The organism is Macrococcoides caseolyticum, assembly GCF_002902665.1.
Taxonomy (GTDB): Bacteria; Bacillota; Bacilli; order Staphylococcales; family Staphylococcaceae; genus Macrococcoides; species Macrococcoides caseolyticum.
This window is the reverse complement of sequence record NZ_PPRM01000054.1, coordinates 41153-58910: the sequence shown is the minus strand read 5'-3', so window position 1 is coordinate 58910 and position 17758 is coordinate 41153. Positions and strand designations below refer to the sequence as shown.

The following is a 17758-nucleotide window of genomic DNA, read 5'->3' as shown; positions in this document are numbered from 1 at the left end:
TTGATAATAAATTTATCAAGGATTTTTTAATATGACGAAAAAGGTGATGGAAAATGTCTGTAATTCAGAAGGTCATCGTAGTAGAGGGTAAACGAGACAAGAAAAGATTACAAGAAGTATTAACGGAACCTGTACATATTATATGCACACACGGCACAATGGGCATTGAGAAGCTAGATGCCATGATTGAAGACTTGTATCATCATAAAGTGTATATTATGACTGACAGCGACAAAGCAGGGCGCAAGATCAGAAACTGGTTTAAGCGTCATTTAAGCGAAGGACACCACATTTATATTGATCCAAAGTATGGTGAGGTGAGTAATTGTCCGCTTGATTACTTAGCGAAAGTTGTCAGTCGTCATGACTTTGAAATTAAAGAACAGTTTGAATGGAAAGGTAAGTCGCAACCCTATGAGTATCAGAACGCATTTGCAATCTAAAGATTTAGAAAGAGTACAGGACAATTATATAATTTTTGGTTATACTCCTTTTTGTGGCACATGTAAACTTGCAGAAAAGATGCTGGATATCGTTAACATGTCACTTAAGATGGATATATTAAAGCTGGATTTGAATTATTATGAATCCCTCAGTACACAGTATAAGATTTCAAGTGTGCCTGTATTGATCATTGTTAAAGACAATGAAGTCGTTGACACGATATTTCGATTTGAGTCTGTTACTTCAATATACGAAATATTATCGAAATCTATTGACGAATAATTCAATCTGCTTTATTATAAAAATCATTAACAAAACAATTTAATAGTTGCTCTTATCAAGAGAGGTGGAGGGATGTGCCCTTTGAAGCCCGGCAACCGTCTGAAAAGAAATGGTGCCAATTCACATAAAGTGTAAACTTTAGAAGATGAGAGAGTCGAATATATTATTATGTCGTCTTTCTTATGTATTTAAGAGAGACGACTTTTTATTTAGGAGGATTCACGTGATTAAGTTAAATGATGTTGTAAAGACATTTACAACCAAAAAAGGAGACATCACAGCTGTCGATCATGTTTCACTGGATATTACGCAAGGTGAAATCTATGGAATCATCGGTTTTAGTGGTGCGGGTAAAAGTACATTAATTCGTATGTTTAACGGTTTAGAAAAACCGACGTCTGGAGAAGTGACGGTCGATAATGATATTATCAATCATCTTGATCAGAAAGCACTGAATATGAAACGTCAGAAGATCTCGATGATCTTCCAGCACTTTAACTTATTATGGTCGCGTACAGTGTATGACAATATTGCATTGCCGCTGGAAATTGCGGGTGTTAAGAAATCAGATATCGATGGTAAGGTGAAGTCATTAATCAATCTTGTTGGACTCAATGGTCGAGAAAATGCATATCCTTCCGAACTGTCTGGTGGTCAAAAACAGCGTGTAGGTATCGCGCGTGCACTGAGTAACGATCCAAAAGTACTGTTATGTGACGAAGCAACAAGTGCACTTGACCCTCAGACGACAGATGAAATTCTTGAGCTACTTGTTGATATCAATAAGAAATTAAACTTAACAATCGTGCTGATTACACACGAGATGGAAGTTATCCGTAAGATCTGCCATCGTGTCGCAGTGATGGAACACGGTAAAGTCGTTGAAGAAGGCGCGGTATTAAATGTGTTCAACAATCCGCAGACGAATATTACGAAGCGCTTCGTAAAAGATGATATCTCTGACGAAGAACTTGAAGCTTCTATCAAGGATATTAAAGCAGAGTATCCTTTAGGGACACTGCTTCGCCTTAAATTCATTGGTTCTGCTACAGGACAGCCGATTGTCAGTCAGGTGATACAGAAGTATAGTCTGGATATGAATATTCTGGCAGGTAACGTAAAGCATACACAAGCAGGCTCGTTTGGACATTTAATCGTCCATTTAACGTCGGTGAATGGTGACCTTACAAAAATTGCAGATGAGCTTAAGCGTCACGGTGTAGAAGTGGAGGTAGAACAAGATGCAAACTAGTTTTTCAGATACGCTTAAAGAGATGCTGAGCTTCAAAAATGTAATATGGCCAGATGTATGGACAGCAACGGTAGAAACCTTACAAATGACTTTGATTGCGACATTCTTTACATTTTTCTTCGGGTTGATTATCGGGATTATCTTATTCTTGACATCACGCAGTAAAAATAAAGGGGTACGTATCTTTTATTCCGTTACCGCATTTTTAGTGAATTTATTCAGAGCGATACCATTTATTATTTTAATCTTACTACTGTTCCCGTTCACTAACTTAATTATGCAGACAATTAGTGGTGTAAAAGGTGCGTTGCCGGCACTCATCATCGGTGCGTCACCATTTTATGCGCGACTTGTTGAAATTGCGATGAAAGAAATTGATAAGGGTGTTATTGAAGCGGTGCAGTCGATGGGTGCAAATACCTTTACATTGATTCGTAAAGTGTTGATTCCTGAAAGTTTACCGGCACTTGTGTCTGGTATTACCGTGACAGCAATTGCTTTAGTAGGGTCTACTGCCATTGCGGGAGTTATCGGTGCAGGTGGATTAGGGAACTTAGCTTATTTAGTAGGGTTCACTAGAGCACAGAATGATGTCATCTTAGTTTCGACAGTGTTAATATTACTGCTTGTATTTGCGATACAATTTATCGGGGATATGATCACAAAACGTATTGATAAACGATAATCAGTTCCAATGGAATTTCTATAAATCAGATAAATTAAATAACGGAAAGAGAGTGAATTAAATGAAAAAGTTTATATCATTATTATTCGTAGCTACATTAGTACTTGTACTTGCAGCTTGTGGAGGTAACGAAAAGAAAGCTTCTAAAGAAGACGATAAGACGATTACCGTCGGCGCTTCACCAGCACCGCATGCGGAATTACTTGAACATGTTAAACCAGTATTAGAAAAAGAAGGCTATACTTTAAAGATTAAGACAATCAATGACTACACAACGCCGAACCGTTTCTTAGATGCAGGTGAGCTTGATGCAAACTTCTTCCAGCATACACCATACTTAGACACTGAGAAGAAAGCGAAAGGCTATAAAATTGAATCAGCAGGTAACATCCATATCGAACCGATGGCTATCTACTCAAAGAAATATAAATCATTAAAAGATTTACCAGAAAACGCTGAAGTATTTGTATCAAATAACCCAGCTGAAGAAGGGCGTTTCTTATCATTCTTTACTGAAGCTGGATTAATCACATTGAACGATGGCGTAGATCCAGTAAAAGCTACGTTTAAAGATATTAAAGAAAATAAGAAGAACATTAAATTCAACAACAAGCAAAGTGCTGAATTCTTACCAAAATCTTACAACAACGGTGAAGGTGATGCGGTGATCATTAACTCTAACTTTGCACTTGAAAATAAACTGAATCCATTAAAAGATTCAATTGCGATTGAAAAGAGTGATTCACCTTACGCAAACTTGATCGCGGTACAAGAAGGACACAAAGGTGATGCTAAGATTAAAGCTTTAGTGAAAGCATTACAATCTAAAGAAACACAAGATTTTATCAATAAAAAATATAATGGTGCTGTAATCCCGGCGCAGTAATCTTAGAAAAGGTGGATGAATGTTCTATAGGAGCATTCATCTTTTTTTACTATTTAATCTCATTTAATTCATATTCGTTCTCAATTACGTTATAATTAAAACTGTGATTTATGTCATAGGCCTTTGACCTTAGATTAAAATTATTATAAACTAGATAAGATGAAAATTTTATATAAATGGAGGACATCAAAATGGTATCAGTATTAGAAATTAAAGATTTACACGTTGAGATAGAAGGTAAGGAAATTTTAAAAGGTGTGAACCTGACAATTAAGCAAAATGAAGTACATGCAATCATGGGTCCTAACGGTACAGGTAAATCAACTTTATCTGCTGCAATCATGGGTCATCCGAAATATACAGTGACTCAAGGTGAAGTATTACTTGATGGTGAGAATGTATTAGAGATGGAAGTTGACGAACGTGCACAAGCAGGTCTTTTCTTAGCGATGCAGTATCCATCAGAAATTTCAGGTGTGACAAACGCAGACTTCTTACGTTCAGCAATTAATGCGAAACGTGAGGAAGGCAAGGAAATCAACTTAATGCAATTTATCAAGAAATTAGATAAAAACATGGAGTTCTTAGAAATGGATCTTGATATGGCACAACGTTATTTAAACGAAGGATTCTCTGGTGGAGAAAAGAAACGTAACGAAATTCTTCAGTTAATGATGTTAGAACCTAAATTCGCAATTTTAGATGAAATTGACTCAGGTCTAGATATCGATGCACTTAAAGTTGTATCAAAAGGTATCAACGAGATGCGCGGAGAAAACTTCGGCTGCTTAATTATTACGCATTACCAACGTCTATTAAACTATATTACTCCAGACCACGTTCACGTAATGATGCAAGGTCGCGTTGTAAAATCAGGTGGAGAAGAACTTGCACAACGTCTTGAAAAAGAAGGATACGACTGGATTAAACAAGAGTTAAATATTCAAGATGAAACTGTAGACGCATAAACCTGATTAATCATAATAGGAGGATATATTCATGAGCAATACGATAGATTTTACACAAGAAATATTAACGGATCTTTCAGCAGCACGTAAAGAACCATCATGGATGGTGTCATTGCGTCAAGATGCACTGAATAAATTAAATACAATCGAAATGCCAAAGCCAGATAAAACGAAGCTGGATAAATGGAATTTTGATGTTCATCATAAAGTAGTAGAAAGTGAAACTTTTACGTCTAAAGAAGCGTTACCTGAATCTGTTAAAGCATTAATCGATTTAGAGAACACGCATAACTTAATTGTTCAACACAACAATACACCTGCGTTCATTGAAATTGAGGAGAAACTTCAATCTCAAGGTGTTATCATTACCGATATTCAAACAGCGCTTACAGAACACAGTGAACTTGTAGAGCAATATTATATGACAGATGCTGTTAAAGTTGATGAGCATCGCTTAACGGCTCTTCATGCTGCTATGATGAATGGTGGATTATTTATCTATGTGCCACGTAACGTCGTTATTGAACATCCTGTTCAATACATCGTGTTACACGATAATGAAGATGCGAATCTTTTTAATCACGTTATAATCGTAGCTGAAGAAAGTTCAGAAGTAACTTACGTTGAAAACTACTTATCTGGCGTTACTGCAGCTAAAGGTCAACTTAATATCATTTCAGAAGTTATCGCTAAAGATAACGCGAAAGTAAACTACGGTGCAGTAGACTTCTTAAATAAAGATTTAGTTGGACATGTCATTCGTCGCGGTATCGCAAATCGTGACGCAGTTATTGACTGGGCATTAGGTTTAATGAACGACGGCGATACAATTCATGACAATACAACATATTTAATGGGCGATGACTCTAAGAGTAACCTTAAGATTGTAGTTGTTGGTCGTGGTTCACAAAAACTAAACTTTACATCACAAATTATTCAGTACGGCAAACGTTCTGAGGGTCATATTTTAAAGCATGGTGTAATGAAAGACAGTGCGTCATCTATCTTTAATGGTATCGGATACATCAAGCATGGGGGGACAAAAGCAGATGCACAGCAAGAATCACGTGTATTAATGCTCTCTGAGAAAGCCCGTGGAGATGCAAACCCAATTCTATTAATTGATGAAGATGACGTAACAGCAGGACATGCTGCATCTGTAGGTCGTGTAGATCCGATGCAACTCTTCTACTTGATGAGTCGTGGTATTTCTAAACAAGAAGCAGAGCGTCTCGTAATTCATGGATTCTTAGCGCCTGTTGTTAATGCATTGCCGATTGAAGCAGTTAAGAAACAATTAACAGAAGTAATTGAGTCTAAAGTTACTGGTAAATAAATACGTTTGAAAGGTCTTGATAGTGTGACCAATTTAAATATACAAGCAATACGTAAAGATTTCCCGATTCTTTCAGAAGTAGTCAATGATAGACCACTCGTTTATCTTGATTCTTCTGCAACGAGTCAGAAACCAAAGAGCGTCATCGATAAAACAGTAGAATATTATACGCATATGAACGCAAACGTTCACCGTGGTGTACATACACTTGGTACACGTGCAACAGATGGTTACGAAGGGGCACGTGAGACTGTTCGTAACTTCATCAATGCAAAGTACTTCGAAGAAATTATTTTTACACGTGGGACAACAACGGCACTCAATCTTGTTGCTCATAGCTTTGGGGACTTAGTTGTCGAGAGCGCAGACGAAATTCTTATTACTGAGATGGAGCATCATGCAAACTTAGTACCGTGGCAACAACTTGCAAAGCGTAAAGGTGCAGTACTGAAATATATTCCACTAGACGAAGACGGTACGATTTCTCTAGATTCCGTTAAAGACGCATTGACAGATAAAACGAAGATTGTATCGATAGCTCATGTTTCTAATGTATTAGGAACAATTAATGATATACAGGCCATTACAAAACTTGTACATGCACAGGGTGCCTATATGGTCGTTGATGGTGCACAGTCTGTTCCCCATATGAAAGTTGATGTCCAGGCGCTTGGATGTGATTTCTTCGCTTTTAGTGGACACAAGATGTGCGGCCCGACCGGAATCGGTGTGTTATATGGTAAGAAAGCATTACTTGATAAGATGGAACCGATTGAATTTGGTGGAGACATGATTGATTTTGTAGGATTACAAGACTCAACATGGACAGAACTGCCGACGAAGTTCGAAGCAGGGACACCCCTTATTGCAGAAGCAGTTGGTTTAGCAGAAGCCATTAAATATTTAGAATCTATCGGATTAGATAACATTCTACAATATGAACATGAGTTAACAGCTTATGCTTACGAACAGATGTCAGCAATTGAAGGCCTTGAAATCTATGGTCCGACCGCTGATAAACGTGCTGGTCTTATTACTTTTAATCTTGAAGGCGTGCATCCACATGACTTAGCAACCGCTTTAGATAGTCATGGTATCGCAATTCGTGCGGGACATCATTGTGCTCAACCCCTTATGAAATGGTTAGGCCAGTCATCCACTGCACGTGCAAGCTTCTACATCTATAACACAAAAGAAGAAATCGATCAGCTAGTAACAAGCTTAAAAGAAACGAAGGAGTTTTTCAGTTATGAGTTTTAATAATTTGGATCAGCTATATCGTTCAGTCATCATGGATCATTATAAGAACCCTCGTAATAAAGGGATTATTGAAGATGGTACATTAACGATTGATATGAACAACCCGACTTGTGGCGATAGAATTCGTTTAACTTTGGATGTAGTTGATGATAATGTTAAAGATGTAAAGTTTGAAGGTGAAGGATGTTCTATCTCGATGTCAAGTGCATCGATGATGACAGAAGCGATTAAAGGGAAATCAGTAAGTGAAGCACTTGAAATGGGAGAAGAATTCTCTAAGATGATGCTTGGAGAAGACTATACATTTGATGAAAGTGCTGGAGATATCGAAGCGCTTTCTGGTGTGGCGAAGTTCCCTGCACGTATTAAATGTGCGACACTTGCCTGGAAAGCTTTGGAACGTGGCACGAAAGAAAACAATGATACACATGTCAGTGAAGAAATAGATGAATAAAATAAAAGGAGTGACGTCAATTGGCTAAAAAAGCACCTGAAGTTGGAGATTACAAATATGGTTTCCACGATAAAGACGTATCGATTTTCCGTTCAGAAAGAGGATTAACAGAGGATATTGTACGTGAAATTTCAAAGATGAAAGAAGAACCACAGTGGATGTTAGACTTCCGCTTAAAATCATTAAAACAGTTCTATAAGATGCCGATGCCAACATGGGGTGGAGATCTATCTGAACTTAATTTTGATGAAATTACGTATTACGTAAAACCATCTGAGCATACAGAGCGTTCATGGGATGAAGTACCGGAAGAAATTAAACAGACGTTTGATAAATTAGGTATTCCAGAAGCTGAACAGAAATATCTTGCAGGGGTATCAGCACAATATGAATCAGAAGTTGTATACCACAACATGCAGGAAGATTTAGAAGAACAAGGTATTATCTTTAAAGATACGGATTCAGCATTACGTGAAAACGAAGATATCTTCAAAGAACACTTTGCATCAGTAATTCCACCTGCAGATAATAAGTTCGCAGCGTTAAACTCAGCAGTATGGTCTGGTGGATCATTCATTTACGTTCCTAAGAACGTTAAACTTGAAACACCACTTCAAGCATACTTCCGTATTAACTCTGAAAATATGGGACAATTTGAACGTACATTAATCATCGTTGACGAAGGTGCAAGTGTACATTACGTTGAAGGTTGTACAGCACCTGTCTATACGACGAATTCATTGCACTCAGCAGTCGTTGAAATTATCGTTAAAAAAGATGCTTACTGCCGTTATACAACAATTCAGAACTGGGCGAACAACGTATTCAACTTAGTTACGAAACGTACTTTCGTCTATGAGAATGGAACGATGGAATGGATTGATGGGAACATCGGTTCTAAACTTACGATGAAATACCCAGCATGTTACCTACTAGGTGAAGGTGCACGTGGTATGACATTATCTATTGCTTTAGCAGGTAAAGGACAAGTTCAGGATGCTGGTGCGAAGATGATGCATATGGCACCGAATACTTCTTCTACAATTGTTTCGAAATCAATTTCAAAACAAGGTGGTAAAGTAGTATACCGTGGTATCGTTCACTTCGGACGTAAAGCGACTGGTGCACGTTCAAATATCGAATGTGATACATTAATTATGGATAATGAATCAACATCAGATACAATTCCATACAATGAAATGTTAAATGATAACATTTCATTAGAACATGAAGCGAAAGTTTCAAAAGTATCTGAAGAACAACTATTCTATTTAATGAGTCGTGGTATATCTGAAGAAGAAGCGACTGAAATGATCGTAATGGGCTTTATTGAGCCATTTACGAAAGAATTACCGATGGAATACGCAGTTGAGATGAACCGTTTAATTAAATTCGAAATGGAAGGCTCGATTGGATAGGCTTATCCGTTGATATAACTGAATAAATAAAAGAAAGCACAGGGCTTTGATACCGATTTGATACCATTTATTTATCGAATACGGAAATTGCCTTGTGCTTTTTATCTGTATATTGATGTGAGTAAGTATCTAATGTTTCTGTGATGCGTGCATGTCGCATTAGCTGTTGTAGATCAAAAATATCTACACCGTTATTCGCTAGGTATGATGCGTAGCTATGTCTCAATGAATGTATATGGTAGCCTGGAAACACTTCTTTAAATTTCTTATGATAGTGTGCATAATGTTTTGGTGCGATACCACCAAAGACGAAATAATCATCATTAAAGTACTGCCATTTCTTACTTTCTCGCTCGTATCTACCATGTAGAATATCAGATATAAATTGTGGAAACACAACGATTGTTTCAGATGATTCTGTTTTCGCTCTGTCATATATTTGTCGATTAGTAATATCCATTGTCTTTGATACCATCAACTCGTTCTTGCTTAAATTTATATCTTTCCATGTTAATGCAAAACATTCTCCTACACGTAATCCTGAATAGAACATCAACTGACTAGCTTCTACATAAGCATCATCTATAAAATTATCCACCTTATTATCAAATTCATCACGCATGATAAATGTCGGTTTAGGTTTTTTTCTTGGAATAGGTTTAATCGATACTGTTGGATCAATACGCAATCCGAAATGCTTAATCGCATGATTGATTACTACTTTAAAGCCGCTCCACACCGTTCGTGCAGAATTGACTGATGGAAGATTATCAATAAGATACTTTCTGAACTCTTGACACTGATTCTGCTTAATCTCACTTATTTTAATATGTCCAAAGCGTTCCTGGATATGTTTCTTATATTCATTTTCTTTACGTTTTCGTGTCTTTGGTCGCAAGTCTGAATTATCTAAGTAGTGATAAAAAACATATTCAAATGTCTGTTCCGATGAATAGCTATCAACTGATTCAGTTAAGAATTTAGCTTCTGCTGCTTTAGCTTCTCTTTGCTTATCAAATCCACGCTTTAGTTTTCTTTTATTATTACCGTAAATATCTTTATAACGTACAGAAAAGTACCATTTACCGGTAGTTTTATCTTTGTATACAGCCATTAATATGCTCCTTTCTTAAAAATGGGTATAAAAAATAAGGGCATAGTGAATACACCCTTATTATTCAGTTTTATTTTTGTGCTATCTCTCTTAACAGATGAATGATTTCATCGTTCTGTTTAATAACTTCATCGTTTTGTGCGATTAATGCATAATTCTGCGCTTGTAAAATTAAATTACTATTCATTTCAGCTTGCTTGTGAATATCGAATGTGAGTGAACCGACTGTATTCGTAAATTTACTCATTTTAGAATCCAAAGCAATTGGGGCAACTGCATCAACAGTTACTTGTGTAGCGTTATGAATACCTTTGTTAGATAACCATTTTTCAACTTTATTTTGACCTGTTGAAACTATATTTGTATCTCCACCGTTTATATACTGCCAAATCAAATCGTCTTTTTCACTTCTTGAAAGTGATTTAAAGTTTTGTAATTCGTCATTACTTAATTTTTTCTTGAAGTCTTTTTCGGTTGCGGAAATCTTTAATTGTTCTTTGAAACTATATTTTGCCATACTAAAAATCCCCCTTTTTTTATATTTGTTTGCATCTATAATAAAGATTGTGAGGGAATATCCCTCGACAATCAAGTATTTTAATAAAATTTCTGTACCGAAATAACTCTACCGATACATTTAACTGTATCATCGTTTGTGTAAATCTGTGGTAAGTGTTCATCATTGTGTGATTCAGGTAACAGGATAATTTTATCATCTTTATATTTGATGCGTTTCACTGTAGCGTTATAACCGTTTACCATGACTACACCGATCTGACCATTCTCGATAGGGCAATCTTTTTCGACAAGCACTAGGTCGCCTTCTTTAAACTCCTTATCCATCGAATCTCCTGAAACACGTAAGTAGAACACTTCTTTGTTGCGTTCTGAAAGGTAAGCTGGTATGTATGCGTATTCTAATATGTTCTGTTCTGAGTAGATAGGGACGCCTGCACTGATTTGAGATACCACAGGTACTTTTTTAGCTTCGATTGTTTCGATAGGTTTAATTCCCTTACTCAAATCTTTTTCCATCAAATCATCAATGCTGACGTTAAAAATTTTTGATAATTGATTTAATATTTTTAACTTAGGTGTATACTTCCCTTTTTCCCACTCACTTATTGTAGAAGCACTTTTTCTACCAATCATTTCAGCAAGTTCTAATTGTTCGATCCCATTCTTTTCTCTCAGATATTTTAAATTTTTAGCAAACATATTAACCATCCCCTTCAATGAGTTATTTATTTCTTTCCTATATAGTATCACATATTCCGAAACATAGAAATAGTTTTCTAGAAAATATTTTCGGAAAAAATGATATAAATGTATTGACTTCGGAATATCCGACATGTTAAGATGAAATCAACTTAAATAACGACAATTACATAGAACATTCAAGAGCGAAAATGTGCGATGATATGAGCCATTCCATAATACATGCAAGGACATTGCCATGACTGAATGTTGTATGTAGTTGTTGTAACTACAGAAAGGTAGGTGTAAAAATGGATGAAAACATCATTCTCACATTAGAGCAATGGCGCAAACTCAAAGGATACACACAAGAGGGATTAGCTAAAGCATGTGGAGTGACTGCTAGAACTATTGGCAACTATGAAAAAGATGTAGCGTATTTAGAAAATGCACAGTATTCTACTTTAAAGAAAATCGCTGACGTCTTAGAAATTAAAGTTGCTAATATTTTTTTAGACAGCACTTCGGAAAAACCGAAAATTACAATAGGATAGGAGGATAACATGAACGAATTAATCAAACAGTTCCTAGAATTTAGAAAACAGTTTACAAAAAAGCAATGGCATGGAATCAATCAATTAGTTGATTCACGATTCAATAAAAAAGCCGCCGAGCTGCAACTCGACGACGAAGATATTCAAATCATATCCAATATGATTGAACATTCAAAAATTATGAAGTAACGATCTGAATGAACATTGGGTGAATACGATAATCTCTTCCTTTGTAATTTACATAAACATAATCTTGTTGATACATTGTGTGACTTTCTTCTTTTGTTATCGGAGACCACAATTCAGCATTTTCTTCCCACCAAATAGAAGGATGTGCAAGATTAGGACCTATTTTACTATTAGGATCATCATGGAGATTTACCCATTCACCTAATAAACAAACGTGGACTTGTTCCATATTACCACCACCTTTCATTATAAGATGAATTAATTATATCAGTAAAAGGAGAATGACATGAATAAACTTAAAACAAACAATCAGTTAGTCCCAGTTCAAGAAAATGAAAATGGAGAAGTAGTAGTAAGTGGAAGGATGTTGCATAAAGCATTAGAAGTTAAGACACAATATAAAGATTGGTTCCCTAGAATGACTGAATATGGATTTGTCGAAGGCGAAGATTTTAACCCGCTCAAAATTGAGCAAGTTCGATTGGAAGGTAGTCGTCGTGTATCAAGACAAGTTACTGACCACATAATCAAACTCGACATGGCCAAAGAAATTTCAATGATTCAAAGAAGTGAACCAGGTAAAAAAGCGAGACAGTATTTTATCCAAGTAGAAAAAGCCTGGAACAGTCCAGAGATGATTATGAAGAGAGCATTACAGATTGCAGACAAGAAGATAATTTCGCTTGAAGAGCAGATTAAGCTCGACAAACCAAAGACCATCTTCGCAGATGCAGTTGCAGCAAGTAAGACATCTATTTTAGTTGGTGAGTTAGCCAAGCTTTTGAAGCAGAACGGTGTCGAGATAGGACAGAAACGATTATTCGCGTACTTAAGAGAAAACGGCTTTTTAATCAAGCGTAAAGGCACTGATTATAATATGCCTACGCAGTACTCAATGGAACGTGGACTATTCGAAATTAAAGAAACATCAATAACTCATTCTGATGGCCACGTATCAATCAACAAGACACCTAAAGTCACAGGTAAAGGACAACAGTATTTTATTAATAAGTTTTTAAATAGCGAGGTGAGATAAATGAACAAACTAATTAAAATAACCTCCCTCATCACAATGGCAGTTGTGACATGGAAGGTCGTAAGAATTCAGCAACATTTAAAACCACAAAATAATTTGAAAATTAAAAGTGGTCTTGTTGCTCAAGCCATTCATGATAGCGTCTCAGCAATTGAAGGCTGATTGAGAAAGAAAGTCCCCCAATTTGATTGCCGAGATGAGTACTCTGATCACTGTTATCTGAACGGAGTGATTCAATATTTCTATCTGCTTCATTCATAATATCCTCAACTTCTTTAGTAGTAATAGTTGAGAGAAAATTGTTGAAATCTTTCATTATTTTCACCACCTCTCTTAATCCGAATAAGAAAATTATAACAGTAAGGAGGACCAAATATGAAACACTTTTACAATGCTAAAGACGTTATGAAACTTTTAGATTGTTCGAAGTCTTATGCTCATTCTCAAATCAGACGAATGAATGAAGAAATGGAAAAAGACGGTTTCTATTCAGTCAGAGGTAAAGTCCCGGTTAAGAAATTTGAAGAAAAGTTCCCTTATTTGAAAGGAGCGATGTCATGAAACTATTCATAGCAACATCAACTGTATTACTCGCTATAAGCTACATCATCACATTAGTAAGCGACCACCTCGCACCTTTAGAAACAGCAGGACTATTCATCGTATTATCGTGCTTATCGCTACTACTCGTTATCAACAGTGAATTAGTTGAAAGCGATAAATAAGATTAGTCATATTATCGTTCTGACGTACCGTAGAAACGAAGTAAAGAAGTTCAAGAGGGATTTATCCTTTTATACGAAAGATGACGATATACGAGTGCTACACAGTAAATTCGATGATACAGGTGGTGTGATTAAGTTCTGCTACAAAAAATAAATACAAAAGGAGAATATATATGAATTTTCACAGTACTTCAAGGAGTGTTGAAACCAAAAACATGAGAGAAAGAGAAGCGAGAGAGAAAGTAGATGCTTTATATAAAGATACTAATCCAATTTTTGATGAGGTTAACGAGCAACTAGAAATGTTTTCTAAAGATTTATTAAGACGATTATATAAACGTGATTATACAGCAGGAGAAGTTTCAAACGTATTATCGCTACAAAAGAGATTAGCTTATAGCGAAGGTAATAAAGCAAAACATAAAGTCATTTCAATAGCAGAAGAAATACATGATGCTCATTTAATGTTATTGAAAACTGGAAGTTTATTAGATGAGATTAAATAAAAAAGCACATATCAAAAGATATGCACTCACGTAAACTCGACACTTACAGTGTAGCATATCTCAAGATATAAAAGGAGATAGTTATGGAAAATTTACCGAGAACATTTTTAGTTAAAAGTCCTATTGCGATTGTGAAAGATAAATTCGATTTCAGATGCATGAGTTTTACAGCAATCAAAGAAAAGTATGAAGAGAAAGTAAGTTTTTACATTTTGCATGATGATACATCCGAACTTGTATTCAGAAAAGACATATTTGAAGAGTCATGTTTTTGGGGCATGGATGATGAAGTAGTTACAGCACTTTATGAGTACGTTGAAGAAAACATTACTGAAATGGATAAGTTGTTTACACAGCTTAAACGATTTGGAATTTAGGAGGACGTGCAATGAATTTAAAATTAAAGCAATTGATCATAAAAGACTTTCAGGGTATCAAGGAACATTCATTCAACTTCGATGGCCAGAACGCAACGATATATGGCCAGAATGGTTCAGGTAAGACAACAACAGCAACTGCGTTACAGTGGCTACTATTCGATAAGAACCTGCAAGGAAAACAGATAGACGTTGTTCCACTTGATAAAGAAAACAATGAATTATACGAATTAATTCCACACGTAACTGCAGTATTTGATAAAGATGGCCAGGAATTGAAACTTACGAAAGAATCATTTCCAAAGTACATGAAAAACAAAATGACTGGAGCGAAAGAGTATACAAAGTCACGTACAGGAAAGCAGTACATTGATGATGTACCTTTCACGATTACGAACTTCAAGAAAGAGATTAGCGAAATAATCGATGAAGATATATTCAAGCTAGTGACTAACATTCATACGTTCAACGATCTTCACTGGACAGACAGAAGAAAAATCTTATTTGAAGTATGTGGCCAACTTAAAGATGAAGAAATTATAGAGAGTAACAAAGAACTTGAACCACTTGTCGAAATTTTGAAAAATAAATCAGTAGAAGACCAGAAGAAAGTAATCAAGGACAAGCTTAAAAAGACTAACGATGACATTGAAGATATTCCTGTCCGCATCAATGAAGCGACATTATCGAAGGTAGAAGTCACAAATACAGATATCAATGTCGACGAAGTTAAGCAGCAGATTGCTGACTTCGAGAGTCAGATCCATTCAATAAATAACGGTTCAGAAGAAATTGAATTACGCAATCAGATTTCACAAAAGAAGAATGAATTAAAGTTACTTGAACAGAATCATTCAAGCGATAATCAATCGAATATCAATAACTTAAAGTCAAAGCTATCTCTTGAAGAAAGCAATAAACTCAACTTTGAGTCAAAGGTTCGCATGATTAACCAATCGATTAATGATAATAAAACAAATCGTGAATTGAAGTTAAAAGAATATAAAGAAGTCGATGCAGAAATTAAAGAAGTTGAAGCATCAGAACATGTCGCAACTGTAGATGATACATGTTCGTGTTGTGGCCAGGCACTGCCACTTGAAAAAATCGAGAGTGCAAAGCAAAAAGCGTTAGAGCAGTTCAACAAGAAAAAGTCATCGAAGTTAGAACAACTTAATCAACGTAAGCAGACGTTGTTAGAGCAGGGTAAGCAGTTCAAGCCGACAATTGAAAAATTAGAAAGTGATCTGCAAACTGAGCAAAAGAAAGTAGATGACGTTCAAAAGGTTATCGATTCGCTTAAATCACGAATCGAAAGCTTATCAAATGAGCTAATACCTGTTAATGAAACTACTGAATACAAATCAATACTCGAAGAAATCAATCAGTTAAATCATCAAAGAAGTAACATCGCAGAAATGAATAAAGAGAAGGTCAATGCTATTCGAGAAGAAATCTATAAGTTAGATCAGAAAGTTCTTGAATTCAATAAACATCAAGCGAGTATCGATAACAATAAACGCATTGATGAGCGTATCAAAGAGTTACGCATCCAGGAAGAAGAACTTATCTCGATTAAAGAAGAATTGAATTATCAACTGTACTTAATCGATGAATTTAATCGCACGAAAGTTAAGACGATTGAAGAATCTATAAACAATAAATTCAAGATGGCCAGATTTAAATTATTCGATGAGAAGAAGAACGGAAACATTGAAGAAACATGTATCACTACATTCGAAGGTATCGAATTTGGCAGAGGTTTAAATACTGCAGCGATGATCAACGTAGGTTTAGATATTATCAATACTTTAACTGCACATTATAACGTTTATGCTCCAATATTTATCGATAACGCAGAATCTGTTACGAATGTCTATCAGACTAATTCGCAACAGATTGAGCTAAAGGTTAGTGAAGGTGATAAAGAATTGAGATTGAGCAATGAGTCTTAATCAAGTAATCGCAATGAATATTCGAGCATATCGAAAATATCATAAGTTAACACAAAAAGAACTAGCTGAAAGATCTGGCATTACAAGATGTCATTTGAATGATATAGAACGCTCAAGAAAAAATATATCAATTCAGACATTAGAGAATATTGCAAGAAAGTTAGAAGTAGAACCATACAAATTATTAAAAAATACGGAGGAATAAACAATGACAAACAATCAATTACAAAAAGTAGAAGCTCAATTAATCGCAGAAAAGAACGTGTCAGACAGCGTACTGAATAAAGTACGAGTACTAGAATCTCAAGGAAACTTATCGTTACCACGTGACTATGAACCATCAAATGCATTAAAACAGGCATGGTTGCAAATTTCAGAGAACTCAAAGCTGATGGCATGTACTGATGCATCGAAAGCAACTGCATTCTTGGACATGGTAACTCAAGGATTAAATCCCGCAAAGAATCAATGCTACTTTATTCCTTACGGTAACAAGATGCAGTTACAACGCTCATATCATGGAAATATCATGATGCTTAAACGTGATGCTGGAGCGAAAGACGTAGTGGCACAAGTGATTTATGAAGGTGACACATTCAAACATAAATTAGATGAAACTGGACGTGTTAAATCAATCAGTCATGAACAGGACTTCTTTAATATGAAGAAAGAAAACATCGTTGGAGCTTACTGCACTATCGTCTTTGATGATGATCGTGAGAATTATATTGAAGTAATGACAATGGAACAGATTAAGCAGGCATGGATGCAGTCATCGATGATTAAAGATGAAAAAGCATTAGAGAATTCTAAAACGCATAACAACTTCAAAGAAGAAATGGCCAAGAAAACAGTAATCAATCGAGCAGCTAAACGATACATCAACACATCAACAGATGCTAACTTACAGCACGTTAAAGATATTGAAGAGCGACAACGCAAAGAAGTATTCGATGCAGAGATCGAAGAAAATCAAGCGGTTGAAGTATTAGATATTGATGACATTGAACCTGTAGAAGAAGTTCAAGACGTAACTGAATTTGAAGAAGTTGAAGATGAAAAGCCTGCATCGACTTCAACAGTACCGGAAAACGAAGAAGACCCATTTTAATACAAACTA

At 35.8% G+C, this 17758-nt stretch carries 25 protein-coding genes and 1 riboswitch; of the genes, 20 read left to right on the top strand and 5 right to left on the bottom strand.

Going from position 1 to position 17758, the window contains the following annotated elements; translation table 11 throughout:
- Positions 1-53 precede the first annotated feature (53 nt).
- From CD152_RS08430 to sufB, 10 genes are all read left to right on the top strand, one after another.
- Positions 54-443: a toprim domain-containing protein gene (locus tag CD152_RS08430; RefSeq protein ID WP_012656445.1), complete on the top strand. Its 390-nt coding sequence runs from the start codon at positions 54-56 to the stop codon at positions 441-443.
- Positions 415-726, top strand: coding sequence for a thioredoxin family protein (locus CD152_RS08425; RefSeq protein WP_165980798.1), 312 nt, complete (start codon positions 415-417; stop codon positions 724-726). The genes CD152_RS08430 and CD152_RS08425 overlap by 29 nt, the downstream gene beginning before the upstream one ends.
- Positions 727-775: 49 nt before the next feature.
- Positions 776-878: riboswitch (SAM riboswitch) on the top strand.
- Positions 879-949: 71 nt separating this feature from the next.
- On the top strand, positions 950-1978 hold the full coding sequence (locus CD152_RS08420) for a methionine ABC transporter ATP-binding protein (protein WP_012656447.1): 1029 nt from the start codon (positions 950-952) through the stop codon (positions 1976-1978).
- A complete protein-coding gene (locus tag CD152_RS08415) occupies positions 1968-2663 on the top strand; it encodes a methionine ABC transporter permease (RefSeq protein WP_086038301.1) in 696 nt (231 codons plus the stop codon). The genes CD152_RS08420 and CD152_RS08415 overlap by 11 nt, the downstream gene beginning before the upstream one ends.
- A gap of 61 nt (positions 2664-2724) precedes the next feature.
- A complete protein-coding gene (locus CD152_RS08410; RefSeq protein WP_086038302.1) occupies positions 2725-3549 on the top strand; it encodes a MetQ/NlpA family ABC transporter substrate-binding protein in 825 nt (274 codons plus the stop codon).
- A 191-nt stretch (positions 3550-3740) separates the two neighbouring features.
- On the top strand, positions 3741-4517 hold the full coding sequence (sufC, locus tag CD152_RS08405) for a Fe-S cluster assembly ATPase SufC (RefSeq protein WP_012656450.1): 777 nt from the start codon (positions 3741-3743) through the stop codon (positions 4515-4517).
- Positions 4518-4548: 31 nt separating this feature from the next.
- Entirely contained in the window at positions 4549-5853 is a 1305-nt protein-coding gene (sufD, locus tag CD152_RS08400; protein WP_012656451.1) for a Fe-S cluster assembly protein SufD, read from the top strand.
- Positions 5854-5877: 24 nt separating this feature from the next.
- Positions 5878-7113, top strand: coding sequence for a cysteine desulfurase (locus tag CD152_RS08395; RefSeq protein WP_103214646.1), 1236 nt, complete (start codon positions 5878-5880; stop codon positions 7111-7113).
- Positions 7103-7567 (top strand): Fe-S cluster assembly sulfur transfer protein SufU, encoded by a 465-nt coding sequence (gene sufU / locus CD152_RS08390; protein WP_012656453.1) that lies wholly within the window; start codon positions 7103-7105, stop codon positions 7565-7567. The genes CD152_RS08395 and sufU overlap by 11 nt, the downstream gene beginning before the upstream one ends.
- 20 nt (positions 7568-7587) lie before the next feature.
- The gene (sufB, locus tag CD152_RS08385) at positions 7588-8985 is read left to right on the top strand and encodes a Fe-S cluster assembly protein SufB (RefSeq protein ID WP_012656454.1); all 1398 of its coding nucleotides are present in this window, start codon (positions 7588-7590) and stop codon (positions 8983-8985) included.
- 67 nt (positions 8986-9052) lie between these two features.
- Here the strand turns inward: sufB and CD152_RS08380 are convergent, their stop codons facing one another.
- The 3 genes from CD152_RS08380 to CD152_RS08370 all read right to left on the bottom strand — a co-directional run bounded on the left by CD152_RS08380 (position 9053) and on the right by CD152_RS08370 (position 11317).
- The gene (locus tag CD152_RS08380; protein WP_103214639.1) at positions 9053-10099 is read right to left on the bottom strand and encodes a site-specific integrase; all 1047 of its coding nucleotides are present in this window, start codon (positions 10097-10099) and stop codon (positions 9053-9055) included.
- 70 nt (positions 10100-10169) lie between these two features.
- Entirely contained in the window at positions 10170-10616 is a 447-nt protein-coding gene (locus CD152_RS08375; protein WP_101033585.1) for a hypothetical protein, read from the bottom strand.
- An 80-nt stretch (positions 10617-10696) separates the two neighbouring features.
- Complete coding sequence (locus CD152_RS08370) at positions 10697-11317, bottom strand: LexA family protein (protein ID WP_101033583.1); 621 nt, start codon at positions 11315-11317, stop codon at positions 10697-10699.
- Between the two features lie 290 nt (positions 11318-11607).
- Between CD152_RS08370 and CD152_RS08365 the strand changes: the two genes are divergently transcribed.
- Together CD152_RS08365 and CD152_RS08360 are read left to right on the top strand one after the other, a co-directional pair.
- Entirely contained in the window at positions 11608-11850 is a 243-nt protein-coding gene (locus CD152_RS08365) for a helix-turn-helix domain-containing protein (protein WP_101033581.1), read from the top strand.
- Positions 11851-11859: 9 nt separating this feature from the next.
- The gene (locus CD152_RS08360) at positions 11860-12039 is read left to right on the top strand and encodes a hypothetical protein (RefSeq protein ID WP_101033579.1); all 180 of its coding nucleotides are present in this window, start codon (positions 11860-11862) and stop codon (positions 12037-12039) included.
- Here CD152_RS08360 and CD152_RS08355 read toward each other — a convergent pair.
- Complete coding sequence (locus CD152_RS08355) at positions 12029-12268, bottom strand: hypothetical protein (protein WP_101033578.1); 240 nt, start codon at positions 12266-12268, stop codon at positions 12029-12031. The genes CD152_RS08360 and CD152_RS08355 overlap by 11 nt on opposite strands.
- A gap of 57 nt (positions 12269-12325) precedes the next feature.
- Here CD152_RS08355 and CD152_RS08350 point away from each other — a divergent pair, with 57 nt between their 5' ends.
- A complete protein-coding gene (locus CD152_RS08350) occupies positions 12326-13075 on the top strand; it encodes a phage antirepressor KilAC domain-containing protein (protein WP_103214638.1) in 750 nt (249 codons plus the stop codon).
- A gap of 103 nt (positions 13076-13178) precedes the next feature.
- Here CD152_RS08350 and CD152_RS11895 read toward each other — a convergent pair whose 3' ends face one another.
- A complete protein-coding gene (locus CD152_RS11895; protein ID WP_169926181.1) occupies positions 13179-13391 on the bottom strand; it encodes a hypothetical protein in 213 nt (70 codons plus the stop codon).
- Positions 13392-13450: 59 nt separating this feature from the next.
- Between CD152_RS11895 and CD152_RS08345 the strand changes: the two genes are divergently transcribed.
- The 7 genes from CD152_RS08345 to CD152_RS08320 all read left to right on the top strand — a co-directional run bounded on the left by CD152_RS08345 (position 13451) and on the right by CD152_RS08320 (position 17749).
- Positions 13451-13636, top strand: coding sequence for a hypothetical protein (locus CD152_RS08345; protein WP_101171234.1), 186 nt, complete (start codon positions 13451-13453; stop codon positions 13634-13636).
- Positions 13633-13800: a hypothetical protein gene (locus tag CD152_RS11890; RefSeq protein ID WP_169926180.1), complete on the top strand. Its 168-nt coding sequence runs from the start codon at positions 13633-13635 to the stop codon at positions 13798-13800. Before CD152_RS08345 ends, CD152_RS11890 begins: the two co-directional genes overlap by 4 nt.
- A gap of 173 nt (positions 13801-13973) precedes the next feature.
- Positions 13974-14306 (top strand): hypothetical protein, encoded by a 333-nt coding sequence (locus tag CD152_RS08340; protein WP_101031077.1) that lies wholly within the window; start codon positions 13974-13976, stop codon positions 14304-14306.
- 83 nt (positions 14307-14389) lie between these two features.
- On the top strand, positions 14390-14683 hold the full coding sequence (locus CD152_RS08335) for a hypothetical protein (protein WP_101031075.1): 294 nt from the start codon (positions 14390-14392) through the stop codon (positions 14681-14683).
- Positions 14684-14694: 11 nt separating this feature from the next.
- Positions 14695-16638, top strand: coding sequence for a coiled-coil domain-containing protein (locus CD152_RS08330; protein ID WP_103214637.1), 1944 nt, complete (start codon positions 14695-14697; stop codon positions 16636-16638).
- Positions 16628-16843 (top strand): helix-turn-helix domain-containing protein, encoded by a 216-nt coding sequence (locus tag CD152_RS08325; protein ID WP_101033568.1) that lies wholly within the window; start codon positions 16628-16630, stop codon positions 16841-16843. Before CD152_RS08330 ends, CD152_RS08325 begins: the two co-directional genes overlap by 11 nt.
- Before the next feature lie 3 nt (positions 16844-16846).
- A complete protein-coding gene (locus tag CD152_RS08320) occupies positions 16847-17749 on the top strand; it encodes a RecT family recombinase (protein WP_086038324.1) in 903 nt (300 codons plus the stop codon).
- The last annotated feature ends 9 nt before the right edge of the window (positions 17750-17758 follow it).

What these genes read in the sequence shown, in the direction of transcription:
- CD152_RS11890 (WP_169926180.1), top strand. Translation starts at nt 13,633, where the DNA reads ATGAAACTATTCATAGCAACATCAACTGTATTACTCGCTATAAGCTAC.
- CD152_RS08375 (WP_101033585.1), bottom strand. Translation starts at nt 10,616, where the DNA reads ATGGCAAAATATAGTTTCAAAGAACAATTAAAGATTTCCGCAACCGAA.
- CD152_RS08365 (WP_101033581.1), top strand. Translation starts at nt 11,608, where the DNA reads ATGGATGAAAACATCATTCTCACATTAGAGCAATGGCGCAAACTCAAA.
- CD152_RS08320 (WP_086038324.1), top strand. Translation starts at nt 16,847, where the DNA reads ATGACAAACAATCAATTACAAAAAGTAGAAGCTCAATTAATCGCAGAA.
- CD152_RS11895 (WP_169926181.1), bottom strand. Translation starts at nt 13,391, where the DNA reads ATGAAAGATTTCAACAATTTTCTCTCAACTATTACTACTAAAGAAGTT.
- CD152_RS08340 (WP_101031077.1), top strand. Translation starts at nt 13,974, where the DNA reads ATGAATTTTCACAGTACTTCAAGGAGTGTTGAAACCAAAAACATGAGA.
- CD152_RS08410 (WP_086038302.1), top strand. Translation starts at nt 2,725, where the DNA reads ATGAAAAAGTTTATATCATTATTATTCGTAGCTACATTAGTACTTGTA.
- CD152_RS08370 (WP_101033583.1), bottom strand. Translation starts at nt 11,317, where the DNA reads ATGTTTGCTAAAAATTTAAAATATCTGAGAGAAAAGAATGGGATCGAA.
- CD152_RS08355 (WP_101033578.1), bottom strand. Translation starts at nt 12,268, where the DNA reads ATGGAACAAGTCCACGTTTGTTTATTAGGTGAATGGGTAAATCTCCAT.
- CD152_RS08425 (WP_165980798.1), top strand. Translation starts at nt 415, where the DNA reads ATGAGTATCAGAACGCATTTGCAATCTAAAGATTTAGAAAGAGTACAG.
- CD152_RS08330 (WP_103214637.1), top strand. Translation starts at nt 14,695, where the DNA reads ATGAATTTAAAATTAAAGCAATTGATCATAAAAGACTTTCAGGGTATC.
- sufU (WP_012656453.1), top strand. Translation starts at nt 7,103, where the DNA reads ATGAGTTTTAATAATTTGGATCAGCTATATCGTTCAGTCATCATGGAT.
- CD152_RS08325 (WP_101033568.1), top strand. Translation starts at nt 16,628, where the DNA reads ATGAGTCTTAATCAAGTAATCGCAATGAATATTCGAGCATATCGAAAA.
- CD152_RS08415 (WP_086038301.1), top strand. Translation starts at nt 1,968, where the DNA reads ATGCAAACTAGTTTTTCAGATACGCTTAAAGAGATGCTGAGCTTCAAA.
- CD152_RS08345 (WP_101171234.1), top strand. Translation starts at nt 13,451, where the DNA reads ATGAAACACTTTTACAATGCTAAAGACGTTATGAAACTTTTAGATTGT.
- CD152_RS08350 (WP_103214638.1), top strand. Translation starts at nt 12,326, where the DNA reads ATGAATAAACTTAAAACAAACAATCAGTTAGTCCCAGTTCAAGAAAAT.
- sufD (WP_012656451.1), top strand. Translation starts at nt 4,549, where the DNA reads ATGAGCAATACGATAGATTTTACACAAGAAATATTAACGGATCTTTCA.
- CD152_RS08335 (WP_101031075.1), top strand. Translation starts at nt 14,390, where the DNA reads ATGGAAAATTTACCGAGAACATTTTTAGTTAAAAGTCCTATTGCGATT.
- CD152_RS08380 (WP_103214639.1), bottom strand. Translation starts at nt 10,099, where the DNA reads ATGGCTGTATACAAAGATAAAACTACCGGTAAATGGTACTTTTCTGTA.
- CD152_RS08430 (WP_012656445.1), top strand. Translation starts at nt 54, where the DNA reads ATGTCTGTAATTCAGAAGGTCATCGTAGTAGAGGGTAAACGAGACAAG.
- CD152_RS08360 (WP_101033579.1), top strand. Translation starts at nt 11,860, where the DNA reads ATGAACGAATTAATCAAACAGTTCCTAGAATTTAGAAAACAGTTTACA.
- sufC (WP_012656450.1), top strand. Translation starts at nt 3,741, where the DNA reads ATGGTATCAGTATTAGAAATTAAAGATTTACACGTTGAGATAGAAGGT.